This is a genomic window from Thalassiella azotivora (assembly GCF_054781695.1).
Genome location: NZ_BAAGTX010000023.1, coordinates 1 through 13,420 on the forward strand (window position 1 = coordinate 1; position 13,420 = coordinate 13,420).

Consider the following 13,420-nt stretch of genomic DNA (forward strand, 5'->3'; position numbering starts at 1 on the left):
ATGCCCGCACGCTACGACCGGCGGCACGGCCGGGCCCGGGCAGGCGCCTAGATTGGGAGCGTGGACCCCCGGCGCGCGACACCCGCGACGGGCCGGGTCCTGGGCGACGAGCGCGTCGCCGCAGCCGTGGACCGGTTGGGGCACGACCTGGTCAAGCGACACGTCCTCACCGTCCTCGAACGCTGCCGCACCGGTGACCTCGCGCCCGCGGACGTCGTCCCCACCGTCCTGGCGAGCCTGCCGGAGGCCGCGACGGGACTGCGACGCGTGGTCAACGCGACCGGCGTCGTCGTGCACACGAACCTCGGGCGCGCGCCGCTGTCGGCGGCCGCCGTCGAGGCGCTGGCGGTCGCCGCCGGCACCACGGACGTCGAGCTGGACCTGGCCACGGGCGAGCGCGGGCGCCGGGGGCGCGGCGCCCTGGACGCCCTGGCGGCGGCCGTCCCCGACGCCGGTGGCGTACACGTGGTGAACAACGGTGCCGCCGCCCTGGCGCTGGTGGCCTGCGGGCTGGCGCAAGGCAGGGAGGTCCTCGTCGCCCGCGGTGAGATGGTGGAGATCGGGGACGGCTTCCGGATCCCCGAGCTCGTCGAGTCGGTCGGCGCCCGGCTGCGCGAGGTGGGGACGACCAACCGGGTGCGCGTCTCCGACTACGAGGCGGCCCTGGGCGAGTCGACCGCGTTCGTGCTCAAGGTGCACCCGTCGAACTTCGTGGTCCGAGGGTTCACCTCCAGCGTCGGCGTGGAGGAGCTGAGCGGGCTGCCCGTCCCGGTGGTCGCCGACATCGGGTCCGGGCTGCTGCGGCCGCACCCGCGGCTGCCCGACGAGCCGGACGCCGCCAGCGCGCTGCGGGCCGGGGCGGACCTCGTCACCGCCTCCGGCGACAAGCTGCTCGGCGGTCCCCAGTGCGGCCTGCTGCTCGGCGCCGCCGACCTCGTCGAGAGACTGCGCCGGCACCCGCTCGCGCGCGCCCTGCGCGTCGACAAGCTGACGCTCGCCGCGCTCGAGGCGACCCTCACCGGCCCCGAACCGCCGGTCGCGCAGGCGCTCTCGGCGGACGTCGAGGGGCTGCGGCGCAGGGCGCGGGCCGTGTGCGCGGCGGTCCGGGACGTGGTGCCCGCGGACGTGGTCGGGTCCGTCGCCGCCGTCGGCGGCGGGGGCGCCCCCGAGGTCGAGCTGCCGAGCACCGCCGTCGCCCTCCCCGCGGCGCTGGCGGTGCCGTTGCGCGCAGGCCGCCGGCCCGTCGTCGGCAGGGTGGAGCGCGGCCGGCTCCTGCTGGACCTCCTCGCCGTGGATCCCTCGGACGACGCCACGCTGGTCGAGGCGGTCCTGGCGGCCGCGCAAACCCGTTGCGACTGAGCGCCACCGCAGGGCACCGTGGTGGCGTGCTCGGCTGACCGCGTGACCGCACCCGCGCCCGAGGCGCCCACCGTCGTGGAGCCGCCCGGCGGGTGACCAGCCACCACCCGGGAGGCACCGTGACGTACGCCCCGTCCCGCACCACGACCCCAGCCCGCGGGAGCGCCCGCGGCCGTCCCGGCGTCCAGCTGAGGCTGGACGGCGTCACCCGCCGCTACGGGACGCGGGTCGTCCTCGACGCGGTGGACCTCACCGTGGACGGCGGCGAGCGACTCGGCCTCGTCGGTGGCAACGGCGCCGGCAAGTCGACGCTGCTGCGCGTCGCCGCGGGCGCCGACCTCCCGGACGCCGGCCGGGTCGCCGTCCACGGCCGGGTGGGGCTGCTGCCCCAGCACGTCGCGCCCGGTCCGGGGCGGTGCGTCGCCGACGTCCTGGCCGAGGCGACGGCGGACGTCGACGCGGCGACGGCCCGGATGGAGGAGCTGGCGGAGGCCCTCGCCGCGGGGGCCGCGGCGCAGGCCGGTGAGGCGGCCCTCCTGGACGCGTACCAGCGCGTCCTCGACGACCTCGACCGGCTGGACGCCTGGACGGTCCCCGCCCGGCTGGGCGCGTCGCTGCAGGCCCTCGGCGTGGCCGGCCTCGACGCGTCGACGCCGTTGGCGCGGCTGTCCGGTGGGCAGGTCGCGCGGTTGCAGCTCGCGGCGCTGCTGGTCCGCCGTCCCGACGTCCTGCTCCTCGACGAGCCCACCACGCACCTGGACGACGACGGCGTCGCGCACCTCGAGCGGCAGCTGGGCCGGTGGCGGGGGGCCGTCGTCGTGGCCAGCCACGACCGCGTGCTGCTGGAGCACGTGGCGACCTGCGTCGTGGACCTGGACGACACCCGTGACGGCGTCCCCGCACGGCACACGGGCCGGTACAGCGACCACCTCGCGGCGAAGGCCGCGGAGCGGGCTCGGTGGGAGCGGGCCCACGCGGAGAACGTCGAGGAGCGCGAGCGCCTCACTGCCCTGGCCCGTTCGTCCGGGCACCGCGTCGGCCACGAGGACCGTCCGCCGCGGGACAACGACACGTTCGCCCCCGCGTTCTTCGCGCAGCGGGTGCAGGCGGGGGTGGCCCGGCGGGTCCACGACGCCCGCCAGCGGCTGGCCCGGCTGGAGGAGGTCGCCGCGCCGCCTGAGCCGCTGAGGTTCCGGGGCGGGTCCCTGGTGGCCCCGGACGGGGTGGCGGCGACGGCGGGGCCGCTGGTCGCGGTGCGGGACGTCGTCGTCGACGGGCGGCTCGCCGTGGCGGAGCTGGACGTCACGGCGGCCACCCGCCTGCTCGTCACCGGCCCCAACGGCAGCGGCAAGTCGACCCTGCTCAGCGTGCTCGCCGGCCACCTCGACCCGGCGCGGGGGCGGGTGACCAGGGTGGACGGTGCACGTGTCGCCCTGCTGCCGCAGGTGCTCCGGTGGGCTGACGCGTCCGCGACCGCCGTGCAGGCGTTCGCCGACGGCCGGGCGGGCTACCCGGACGAGCACGCGCAGGCGCTGCTCTCGGTCGGGGTGCTCGCGGCGGCCGACCTGCGCACGCCGGTCGGTGCCCTGTCCGCGGGGCAGCAGCGTCGCGTCGCCCTCGCCCGGGTGCTGGCGGAGCCCGTCGACGTGCTGCTGCTCGACGAGCCGACGGAGCACCTGTCCCTCGCGCTGGTCGAGGAGGTCGAGGAGGCGCTGCGCCAGCGGTCGGCGGCGACCGTCGTGGTCAGCCACGACCGGTGGTTCCGGCGCACCTGGGACGGCGACGTCGCCGACGTCCGCGCCCTCGCCTGAGCCCCGCCCGACGGCGACGTCCTCCCCAGCAGCCCTGCTCCTCTCGGCTGACTGATCGTCAGACCGTCCTGGAGGTGATAGCCCCCAGGACGGTCTGACGATCAGTGCGGTCGGGGCGGAGGGCCGGGGCCTCAGCCGGTGCGGCGGACGGCGGCGGCGCGGGCGGACAGGTAGTCGGCGACCACGTACTCGCCGAGCCGGTCGGGGTCCGGGGCGAGGACCCGGCCCCCGTTGCGCCGGGCGACGGCGTCGACGAACCGGCGCAGGCCCGGGTCGTCGCCGAGGACGAACGTGTTCACCGGGACCCGGCTGCGGGTGAGCGCGTCGACCTCCCGCAGCGTGGCGCGCAGCGTCGCGGGGGTCGTCGGCCAGTGGAAGGACGGCTCGCCGTCCTCGCGGTGCGCGGTGGGCTCGCCGTCGGTGACGACGAGGACCACCGGCGCCATCGCCGGGTGCCGGGCGAGGTGCCGGCGGGCCAGGGCCAGCGCCTGCTGCAGGTTCGTGCCCTGCACCCCGGCGGGCTCCACGGTCGCCAGCTCCAGCCGGGTCAGCGGGGCGGCGTCCAGGCCGAACCCGATGACCTGCAGGGCGTCCTGCGGGTACCGCGTCGTGATCAGGTGGTCCAGCGCCAGGGCGGTCTGCTTCATCGCCGCCCAGCGGCCCTCGGCGTACATGGACCAGGACAGGTCCACGCACAGGGCCACGGCCGCCCCGGCGCGGCTCTCGGTGTCGACGACCGCGAAGTCGTCCACCTCCAACCGCACGGCGCCGGACGGGTCGCCCACGGGGCGCGACGCCGCCGAGCGCAGCACGGCGTTCGAGACGGTCCGGACGGCGTCCAGCGGCTGCTCGTCACCGAACCGCCAGGCGCGCCAGGCGCCGGTCGGCTCCCCGGCCGCCCCGGCGGTCCGGTCCTCGTGACCGCCGCGACCCACCGCGTGCAGGCGGGCGAAGACGGCGGCGAGCGCCGACCGGCCGAGGCGTCGCAGCGCCTTGGGGGACAGGGTCAGCGCGTCCGCGGGTCCGGTCAGCCAGCCCTGCCGCCGCAGCTCCCGCTCCAGGGCGGCCAGGTCGCGGACGTCGCGGGCGGCCGCCGGTCCGAGCTGGCGCTCGACGGACTCCACGTCCACGTCGTCCAGGGACGCACCCGGGTGGGCCTGCGCCAGCGACCGGGCCAGGTCGTCGAGGTCTGCGAGCTCCCCGAGGGCCGCGGTCGCCTCGCCGTACGACAGGGGCCGGGAGCCGGTGAAGCGCTCGCGGGCGCCCCGGTCGATCCCCGGCCGCAGGGCGCGCAGGTTCTCCTGCAGCGCGGTCGTTTCCGCGGCGAGGTCGACGTCGGCCAGGGCGTCGCTGACGAGCCGGGCGAGCTCGTCCCGCTGCTGGGGTGTGAGCGAGCGCAGGAACCGCTCCGCCGCGGCGGCCCGCCGCGCGAGCTCGTCGACCAGCTCGTCGACGTCGCGGGGCGGCGGGTCGCCGAACGCCTGGCCCCAGCGGTCCATGAGGGAGCGGAACGCGTCGGTGGTGTCCTCGCCGCGGGCGTGGGCCGCGAGCAGCGCGTTGAGGTCGGCCAGCAGGTCCTTGAGCGCCTGCTGGTCGCCACCGCCGCCGGCGCCACCCTGCTCGCCACCTCCGTGCCCGCCGTCTCCCTGCTGGCCGCCTCCCTGGAGGGCCCGTCGCAGCCCGGCGAGCTGCTGGTCGAGGACCTGCTCGCGCAGCACCCGCCGGATGCCCTCGTACTCCTCGCGCGCCAGCGGGCTGCGCCAGTCGCGGTCCTCCAGCTCCCGCACCGCGCCGGCGGTGTCGTCGGGCAGCGAGTCCAGCACCGCTTCCTCGAGACGTGCCGACGGGTCGTCGTCGCCGGCCAGGGCGACGTGTTCGGCGTCCAGGGCACGGTCGAGGCGCTCCCGGACCTCGCGCAGGACCCCTGCGAGGTCCCCGGAGCGGCGCAGGTCGCGGCGGCGCCGCTCGACCGCCGCGGCCAGGTCGCGGGTGCCGCGTCCCCGGGTGCCGGGGACGCCGTCGCGCAGCAGGTCGCGCAGGGCCTCTGCGACGCCGCGGCCCGCCAGCACGTCCCGGCCGAGCGCGTCCACGGCGGCCCGGACGTCGGGCGGGCCGGCGAGCGGGTCGGCGCCGCCGTGCCAGGCGCCGTACGCCCAGCGGCTCACCGCGTCCACCGCGGCGACCGCGTCCCCGCCCGGCGCGGCGGGGCGTCAGCCGTAGAGGGTGCGGCCACCGTCGACCACCTCCTTGCCCAGGCGGCGGGTCAGGTGCAGCCCCTCCAGGACGAGCTCCACGCCGCTGGCGGCGTCACCGGCCGACGGGGCGTCGCCCAGGCCCAGCCGGTCGAGCGCCTTCGCCAGGCCCGGCACCGTGCCCACCTGGGCGAGCACGTCGGCGGCCGGGACCAGGTCGCCGGTCTCGACGGTGCCCCCGTCCGCGACGAGCGTGGTGAACCCGGACAGGTCCAGACCGGCGGTGCGGCGGCGGAACGTCTCGGCGACGGCGAGCCGCGCCAGGTGGACGAGGACCTCGTCCTCGCGGCCCTCCTCACCGTGCTCGAACTCGACCTTCCCCCGCAGGGTCGGCGCGACGGTCTCCAGGTCACCGACCCGCGCCACCGCCTCGCCGTCCCCGGACAGCGCGGAGCGCCGCAGCGCCGCGGCTGCCAGCGACTCCGCGGCGGCGACCGCGAAGCGGGCGGAGACCCCGGACCTCTGGTCGACCGCGGGTGACTCGCGCACGGCCCGGGTGAACCGCGCCACCACCTCGAGCAGGACGTCGGGGACGTCCGCGACGAGGCGGGCCTCCTGCCGTACGAGCGCCACCTCGTGGTCGACGTCGAGGGGGTAGTGGGTGCGGATCTCCGCCCCGAACCGGTCCTTCAGCGGGGTGATGATGCGCCCCCGGTTGGTGTAGTCCTCCGGGTTGGCGGTGGCCACGAGCAGCAGGTCCAGCGGCAGCCGCAACTGGTACCCGCGGACCTGGATGTCCCGCTCCTCGAGCACGTTGAGCAGGGCGACCTGGATCCGCTCGGCGAGGTCGGGCAGCTCGTTGACGACGAACACGCCGCGGTTGGTGCGGGGGACCAGCCCGAAGTGGATGGTCTCCGGGTCGCCGAGCGTGCGCCCCTCGGCGACCCGCACGGGGTCGACGTCCCCGATGAGGTCGCCGACCCCGGTGTCGGGCGTGGCGAGCTTCTCCCCGTAGCGCTGGTCGCGGTGCAGCCAGCCCACCGGCAGGTCGTCGCCGGCCTGCGCCGCCAGCCGGCGGCAGCGGGTGCAGACGGGCGCGTACGGGTGGTCGTTGACCTCGCACCCGGTCACGACCGGGACCCACTCGTCCAGCAGGCCGACGAGGGTGCGGGCCAGCCGGGTCTTGCCCTGGCCGCGTTCCCCGAGCAGGACGACGTCGTGCCCGGCGAGCAGCGACCGCTCGAGCCGGGGCAGGACCGTGTCGTCGAAGCCGACGACGCCGGGGAACCGCGGCCGGCCCTCGCGCATCCGCCGGACGACGTTCTGCCGCAGCTCGGTGCGGACGCTGCGGTGGACGTGGCCGGCGGCCCGCAGGCCGCCGAGGGTGCTGGGGCGGGTCGGCTCGCTCACCCGGTCACGCTACGTCGGCCCGGGCCGCCCCGGACAGGGGCGGCCCGGGCCGACGGGCTCACCAGCCGTTGCGCTGGATGATGTTGCCGATCCGCTCACGCGCCTCGGACATCGGCATGTACCGGTCGGGGTCGATCTTGCCGGTGACGCTCGTCTCCTTGTGGGCGCGCACGTACCGGCGGCCGTGCCCGAGCCTGGTCACGATCGCCGCAGCGGCCTTGAGCGACGCCTGCTTCTGCGCCGGGCTCGCGGCCTGCACGCGGGGGTCGTAGTCGATCTCGATGCCCACGTACAGGCTGTTGCCGTCGCCCTCGGGCAGCGGGCCGCTGGCCCGCGCCCAGCCGGCGTGGTTGGCGCGGCCCGCCGCGATGACGTGGCAGACGCCGTTGAAGTCGACCAGGACGTGGCACAGCGGGCCGGGCAGGTCGCTGCGGCCGTTGATGACCGTCCACCGCGCCGGGTGGGGGTTCGACGTGGTGGCCAGGCCCGCGGCGGTGTGGTGCAGGAGGACACCGCGGGGGTTGAAGGTGCCGGTGGACGGCGGTCGTCCGCGGTCCTTCCAACCGTCGACGGTGCGCACGTCCAGCCCGGCGTTGCGCAGTCGGCGTGCGAGCCACTCGATCTCGGCCACGTCAGCCCTCCATCAGGTCGGCCAGGCACTCCGGCTCACCGGGGCGCGTGCCCTCGGTGGTGCGGGGGGCCGTGGTGGCGGGCGCGGCGTGCGCCGTCCCGGTGGCCAGGACGCCGGCGCCGGCCAGGGCGGCGGCCACGCCGAGCCCGAGGGTCCGGCGTCGGGTCAGGCCGTCGGGGACCTCGTCGGGCTCGCGGCCCTCGCGCCCGGTCAGCACGCCGGGGACCGGTAGTCGCGGACGACGTCCCGGTACGGGTCGTAGGACGCCGGCCGGTTGCGGTAGAAGACGATCGGGATGTCGTTGCCGCCCGAGTCCTGCTGCTCGTAGTGCAGGTGCGCGGAGCTCACGCTGCCGAGACCGGATGCGCCGACCCGGCCGATGACCTGCCCCTTGCGCACAGACTGCCCCTCGCGGACCTGGATGCTGCCGTCCTTGAGGTGCGCGTAGAGGGTCCGGTAGCCGCCGGAGTGCCGGATCACGATGTGGTTGCCGTAGGACCGCTCGAGGCCGGTGACGACCTTCACGACCGTCCCGCCGGCGCTGGCGACGACACGGCGACCCAGGTCGTCGCGCGCCCCGGAGGCGGAGTAGTGGTTGAAGTCGATCGACCAGCGCGGGCTGTGGTCCGGGCGGGTCTCCCCGCGCCACGTCTGCCCGCAGATGAACGGGACCTGGAACCCGGGCTTGTCGGCGGCCTGGGCGGGGGCGGCGGCGACGGTTCCCCCGGCGCCGACGAGGACCGCCGTGGCGACGGTGGCGAGAACTCTCCTCGTGCTCATGCGTTGTCTCCTGACGTGCGTGAGGTCTGTGACTCGAGGCCCCTTCGGGCCCGGTGACCATTGAGCCGGGGACCCGGCCGCCTGCCCAGGTGCCGTGGTCGGCAGGTCGGTGCACGGCACGGACCTGTCAGCGGCCGGTGCCGCCGGTGCTGCCGGCGGTCCGGGACGGCCGACGACGCGACGAGGGGCACCCCCGTGCGGGGGTGCCCCTCGGGCCCGTGGGTCTGCTGCGGTCGGGTCAGCCCGGCACCACCCGCGGCCCGATCCCGGTGTCCCAGCAGAAGCCGCACTGCAGGTCGTTGACCGGCTGGGCGGCCGCGGCCTGGGCCGGGACGAGAGCGGCCACGACCAGGACGGTGGCTGCCACGAGAGCGCGCATGGGACTCCTCTGTTCACCGGTGGTCCCGCCTCCGGGACCGCGTCGTGACCTAGGGTGACCGCACGGGACACGCACGGGTACGCGTCGCAGTGGCAGGATCGTGCCTGGCAGGTTGCTGCAGCGAGGGGGAGTGGGCGGTGGTCGGAGCGCCGGACCGGACGGGCGACGCGGACGCCTCGGTGCTCGAGCGGCTCGGCCTGGGCGCCGAGGCCGCGGTTGTCTACGCCGCCGCCCTCTCGCGGCCGGACACCCCGCCGGAGCAGCTGTCGGCGGCGACCGGGTTGCAGGCCGAGGACGTCGGCAGGGCCGTCGACGAGCTCGAGCGGCTCGGCCTGGGTGCCGTGGAGCCGTCGGGGTTCGTCGTCGCACCGCCCCACAGCGCCATCGACGCCCTCATCTCCCGTCGCCAGGACGAGCTGGCGCAGGCCGCCCGGCTCCTGGAGGAGTCCCGGGAGAACGTCGGGGAGGTCCTCGACGCCTACCTGGAGCGGTTCCGGCGCGAGGTGACGTCGGGCGTCGAGCTGCTCGAGGGCGTGGAGGCCGTCCAGGCGCTGGTCCGCCGGATGGCCGAGACGGCGGTGAGCAGCGTCCTGACCGTGCTGCCGCGGGTCCCTGCCGCTGCCGGCGTCCGCGACAGCCTGGACGCCGACCGCCTGGCGATGCGGCGCGGTGTGGAGATCCGCACCGTGGTCCCCGCCGCCGTCGGGTCGGACGCCGAGGTCCTCGGGTTGCTGACCGAGCGCGTGCGGCACGGGGCGCGAGTGCGGGTCCACCCGCGGCCGCCGCTGCAGTGCGTCCTGGTCGACGACGCCTGCGCGGTCCTGCCGTGCGACCCGGCGTCCGTGCGGGTGGGCGCCTGGGTGGTCCGGGACAACGGGCTGCTGCACCCCGTCCGGCTCCTGCTCGCCGACCTGTGGGCCGCCGGGGTCCCGGTGGAGCTGCCGACGGACGAGCCGGCCGCCGGTGGCGAGGACGCCGCGGACGGGGCGCGGGTGCGCGAGGTCTTCCGTCTCCTCGCCCAGGGGCTCAAGGACGACAGCGTCGCCCGGCGGCTGGACACGTCCGTGCGCACGGTCCGGCGCCTGGTCGCCGAGGGGATGCGGGTGCTGGGCGCGGACAGCAGGTTCGAGGCCGGCGTCCTGGCGCAGCGGCGCGGGTGGTTCGACGGCAACGGCACCTAGTGCCGGACGCCGATCCGGTCGTGCAGGCGGCGCAGCGGCCCCGGCGCCCACCAGTTCCACTCACCGAGCAGCGTCATCGTGGCGGGCACGAGGAGCATGCGCACGAGGGTGGCGTCCACGGCCACCGCCACGGCCAACGCGACGCCGGTCTGCTTGATGACGAGCAGCTCACCGGCCACGAAGCCGGTGAAGACCACCACGATGATCAGGGCGGCGGACGTGATGATCCGACCTGACCGTTGCAGCCCCGCCACCACGGCCTCCTCACTGGGCAGGCCGGCGTCGCGGTACTCCTTGATCCGCGCGAGCAGGAACACCTCGTAGTCCATCGCCAGGCCGAAGCCGAAGGCCAGCACCAGCGGCGGGATGACGGTCTCGATGCCGCCCTCGGAGGTGAAGCCCAGGACGCCCTCGAGGTGCCCCTGCTGGAAGACCCAGACGAGCACCCCGAGCGAGGCGCCGAGCGACGCGACGTTCATCACGAGCGCCTTGAGGGGGACGAGCACGGAGCCGGTCATGAGGAACAGCAGGACGAACGTGGCCAGGACGACGAGGCCGACGGCGGCCGGCGCGCGCTCCGCGGTGGCCCGCGTGAAGTCGACCAGCCCGGCCGTCGAGCCGGTCACCCAGGTCCGGTACCCGGGGTCGGCGTCCCGCAGCCGGTCGACGACGTCGCGCGCCGACTCGCCGGCCGGGTCCCCGAGGACGTGGACGCCGACCACGGAGTGCTCGGCGTCCACGGGACGGGGCGGGTCGACCCGCTCGACGCCGTCGAGGCCGGCGGCCAGCTCGGCCACCTCGCCCATCGCGTCCGGGCCAGCGCGGCCGACGACCTGCAGGTCGGGGGAGGAGGTCAGGGGGAAGCGCTCGTCGAGTCGGTCGAAGAACTGCCGGTCCGGCGCGTCCACGGGCAGCAGCTCGACCCCCGAGCTGCGCAGCTGCATCGACGCGACGGGGCTGGCGGCGCCGGCGAGCACCGCGACGACGCCGACGGCGACCAGCCACGGGTGGCGCTGCACCCCGCGGGCGAGCCGGGAGAAGACGCCCTCGGCCGGTGGGACGTCCCCGAGCCGTCGCACGAGGGAGCGCAGGCCGGGGACGCGGGCGGCCACCCCGGGCCGCACCATCCGCTGGCCGGCGAGGGCCATCAGCGCGGGCACCAGCGTGAGTGCCACGAGCAGGGCGACCACCACGACGCTGACGCCTGCGGCGCCGACGGCGCGCAGGATGGGCGCGGTGAAGACGAGCAGCCCGCACAGGCTGATCGCGACGGTGACGCCGGAGTACAGGACCGTCCGCCCTGCGGTGTCGAGGGTCGCGGCCAGCGCGTGCCGCACGCTCGCGCCGTGGTGGTCGCGCAGCTCCTCGCGGAACCGGCTGGCCATGAGCAGCCCGTAGTCGATGCACAGGCCGAGCCCGAGCACCGACACCACCGACACCACGGTGGCGTCCAGGTCGAGCACGTACGAGGCCCCCAGCAGCGCCGTCAGCGCCCCCACGATCGAGGCCAGGGCGCCCACCACCGGCATCCCGGCGGCGAGGAAGCCGCCGAAGACGACGACCATCACGAGCAGGCTGACCGGCAGCGCGACGGCCTCACCGGTGCGCAGGTCGGCCTCGACCTGGTGGGTCACCGTCTCGAACACGATCGTGAACCCGCCGACCTGGCCGTCGGCTCCCGGGACGGCCGCCTCCACCTGCGCCCCCAGCTCGTCGAGCCGCTCCTCGACGGCCGCGAGCGCGGCGTCCTGCTCGGCGGCGGTGAGGTCACCCGCCACCGTGGCGGTGACGAGGACGCCGCGGCCGTCCTCGGCGACGAGCGCGGCGGCCCGCGGGTCGGCCGCCGGCAGCGCCGTGGGGTCGACGACGGAGGCGACGTCGTCCCGGGCGGTCAGGTCGGCGCGGGCGCGCTGCAGCGGGGCGGCGAGCGCCGGGTCGTCCGGGGCGACGCCGTCGAGCAGCAGGGTGAGCGAGGGCCCGTCCTGCTCGGCCGCCTCGAGCAGCGCCCGGCCCTGCGAGGCCTCCCCGGGGACGCTGGGCTCCCCCTGCTCCAGCCGGTCGAACAGGCCGTCACCGACGACGCCGGTGGACGCCAGCGCCCCGCCGGTGACGAGGGCCGCCCAGGTCAGCAGGACGAGCAGCGGGTGGTCGGCGATCCGGCGACCGAGCGAGGCGAGCACGGCGTCCAGCGTCCCACCCGCGGTCCGGACGCGCGGCGCGGGTCCGTCGGCGGGCGCCGTTAGCCTGAGGCGGTGCCGGACCTGTTCTCCGCCGACTTCTCCGCCGACGCCGACGCGGACCTGGACCCGGGCGCCGCCGGGGACGCGCTCGCACCCTCCGCCGCGCCGCTGGCGGTGCGGATGCGGCCCCGGACCCTGGACGAGGTCGCCGGCCAGCAGCACCTGCTGGTGGCGGGCTCGCCGCTGCGCCGGCTGGTCGAGGGGCTGTCCGGCGGGCCGGCGCAGGGACGGGTCCGGCGGGCGGGCCCGTCGTCGGTGGTCCTCTGGGGCCCTCCCGGCACGGGCAAGACGACGCTGGCGCACGTGGTCTCCCGCGCGACCGGCGCGGAGTTCGTCGAGCTGAGCGCGATCACCGCGGGGGTCAAGGACGTCCGCCAGGTGATGGAGCGCGCGCGTGACACCCGGGACCTGTACCGGCGCCGGACCGTGCTGTTCCTCGACGAGATCCACCGCTTCACCAAGGCGCAGCAGGACGCGCTGCTCCCCGGGGTGGAGAACGGCCTGGTGGTCCTCGTGGCCGCCACCACGGAGAACCCGTCGTTCTCCGTGGTCTCACCGCTGCTGTCGCGCTCCCTGGTGCTGACGCTGCGGGCGCTGGGGGCCGACGACGTCCGCGCCGTGCTCGAGCGGGCGATGGCGCACGAGCGGGGGCTGGCGGGGGAGGTGGTCGCGGACGACGAGGCGCTGGACCACCTGGTGCGCCTCGCGGGAGGTGACGCCCGCCGGGCGTTGACCGCCCTGGAGGCGGCCGCCGGTGCCGCGGCGGTGGACGCCGGTGGTGAGCTGCCCGTGCGGGTCACCCTCGCCCACGCCGAGCGGGCTCTGGACGTCGCCGCCGTCCGCTACGACCGGGACGGCGACCAGCACTACGACGTGGCCAGCGCGTTCATCAAGTCCCTGCGCGGCTCCGACGTCGACGCGGCCCTGCACTACCTGGCCCGGATGGTGGAGGCGGGCGAGGACCCCCGGTTCATCGCGCGCCGGCTGGTCATCGCCGCCTCGGAGGAGGTCGGGATGGCCGACCCGAGTGCCCTGCAGACCGCGGTGGCCGCGGCGCAGGCCGTGCAGCTCATCGGGATGCCCGAGGCCCGGATCGTCCTGGCTCAGGCCGTCGTGCACGTCGCGACCGCGCCGAAGTCCAACGCCGCGTACACCGCGGTCGACGCGGCCCTCGCGGACGTGCGGGCCGGCCGGGTGGGGCAGGTGCCGGCGCACCTGCGCGACGCGCACTACCCGGGGGCCCGCCAGCTCGGGCACGGCGCGGGCTACCGGTACGCGCACGACGAGCCGCACGGGGTCGCCGCCCAGCAGTACGCGCCGGACGAGGTGGTCGGGCGCCGGTACTACGTGCCGACGGACCGGGGGTTCGAGCGGGACGTCGCGGCGAGGCTGGAGCGGTTGCGCCAGATCCTCGACGGCTGAGGGGCGACCGGTCAG

General features: G+C 76.6%; 11 protein-coding genes. 4 read left to right on the forward strand and 7 right to left on the reverse strand.

What is annotated here, in order from left to right; genetic code table 11:
• The first annotated feature begins 60 nt into the window (after window positions 1-60).
• A complete protein-coding gene (gene selA / locus ACYVQV_RS15375; protein ID WP_461024191.1) occupies window positions 61-1,359 on the forward strand; it encodes an L-seryl-tRNA(Sec) selenium transferase in 1,299 nt (432 codons plus the stop codon).
• 119 nt (window positions 1,360-1,478) lie between these two features.
• Window positions 1,479-3,170: an ABC-F family ATP-binding cassette domain-containing protein gene (locus ACYVQV_RS15380; protein ID WP_461024192.1), complete on the forward strand. Its 1,692-nt coding sequence runs from the start codon at window positions 1,479-1,481 to the stop codon at window positions 3,168-3,170.
• A 131-nt stretch (window positions 3,171-3,301) separates the two neighbouring features.
• Here the strand turns inward: ACYVQV_RS15380 and ACYVQV_RS15385 are convergent, their stop codons facing one another.
• From ACYVQV_RS15385 to ACYVQV_RS15410, 6 genes are all read right to left on the reverse strand, one after another.
• Window positions 3,302-5,335, reverse strand: a complete 2,034-nt coding sequence (locus ACYVQV_RS15385) for a hypothetical protein (protein ID WP_461024193.1) — start codon at window positions 5,333-5,335, stop codon at window positions 3,302-3,304.
• 45 nt (window positions 5,336-5,380) lie between these two features.
• On the reverse strand, window positions 5,381-6,772 hold the full coding sequence (locus tag ACYVQV_RS15390; protein WP_461024194.1) for a sigma 54-interacting transcriptional regulator: 1,392 nt from the start codon (window positions 6,770-6,772) through the stop codon (window positions 5,381-5,383).
• Window positions 6,773-6,830: 58 nt separating this feature from the next.
• Entirely contained in the window at window positions 6,831-7,403 is a 573-nt protein-coding gene (locus ACYVQV_RS15395; protein ID WP_461024195.1) for a peptidoglycan recognition protein family protein, read from the reverse strand.
• 1 nt (window position 7,404) lies between these two features.
• On the reverse strand, window positions 7,405-7,620 hold the full coding sequence (locus tag ACYVQV_RS15400) for a hypothetical protein (protein ID WP_461024196.1): 216 nt from the start codon (window positions 7,618-7,620) through the stop codon (window positions 7,405-7,407).
• A complete protein-coding gene (locus tag ACYVQV_RS15405; RefSeq protein ID WP_461024197.1) occupies window positions 7,614-8,183 on the reverse strand; it encodes a M23 family metallopeptidase in 570 nt (189 codons plus the stop codon). Before ACYVQV_RS15405 ends, ACYVQV_RS15400 begins: the two co-directional genes overlap by 7 nt.
• 238 nt (window positions 8,184-8,421) lie before the next feature.
• A complete protein-coding gene (locus ACYVQV_RS15410) occupies window positions 8,422-8,562 on the reverse strand; it encodes a hypothetical protein (protein ID WP_461024198.1) in 141 nt (46 codons plus the stop codon).
• 137 nt (window positions 8,563-8,699) lie between these two features.
• Here ACYVQV_RS15410 and ACYVQV_RS15415 point away from each other — a divergent pair, with 137 nt between their 5' ends.
• Window positions 8,700-9,743 carry a helix-turn-helix transcriptional regulator gene (locus ACYVQV_RS15415; protein WP_461024199.1) on the forward strand — a complete coding sequence of 348 codons (1,044 nt, stop codon included), beginning with the start codon at window positions 8,700-8,702 and terminating at the stop codon, window positions 9,741-9,743.
• Here the strand turns inward: ACYVQV_RS15415 and ACYVQV_RS15420 are convergent.
• Window positions 9,740-11,923 (reverse strand): MMPL family transporter, encoded by a 2,184-nt coding sequence (locus ACYVQV_RS15420; RefSeq protein WP_461024200.1) that lies wholly within the window; start codon window positions 11,921-11,923, stop codon window positions 9,740-9,742. The two genes, ACYVQV_RS15415 and ACYVQV_RS15420, sit on opposite strands and share 4 nt — an antisense overlap.
• A gap of 72 nt (window positions 11,924-11,995) precedes the next feature.
• Between ACYVQV_RS15420 and ACYVQV_RS15425 the strand changes: the two genes are divergently transcribed.
• Window positions 11,996-13,405 carry a replication-associated recombination protein A gene (locus tag ACYVQV_RS15425; protein WP_461024201.1) on the forward strand — a complete coding sequence of 470 codons (1,410 nt, stop codon included), beginning with the start codon at window positions 11,996-11,998 and terminating at the stop codon, window positions 13,403-13,405.
• Window positions 13,406-13,420: the final 15 nt, after the last annotated feature.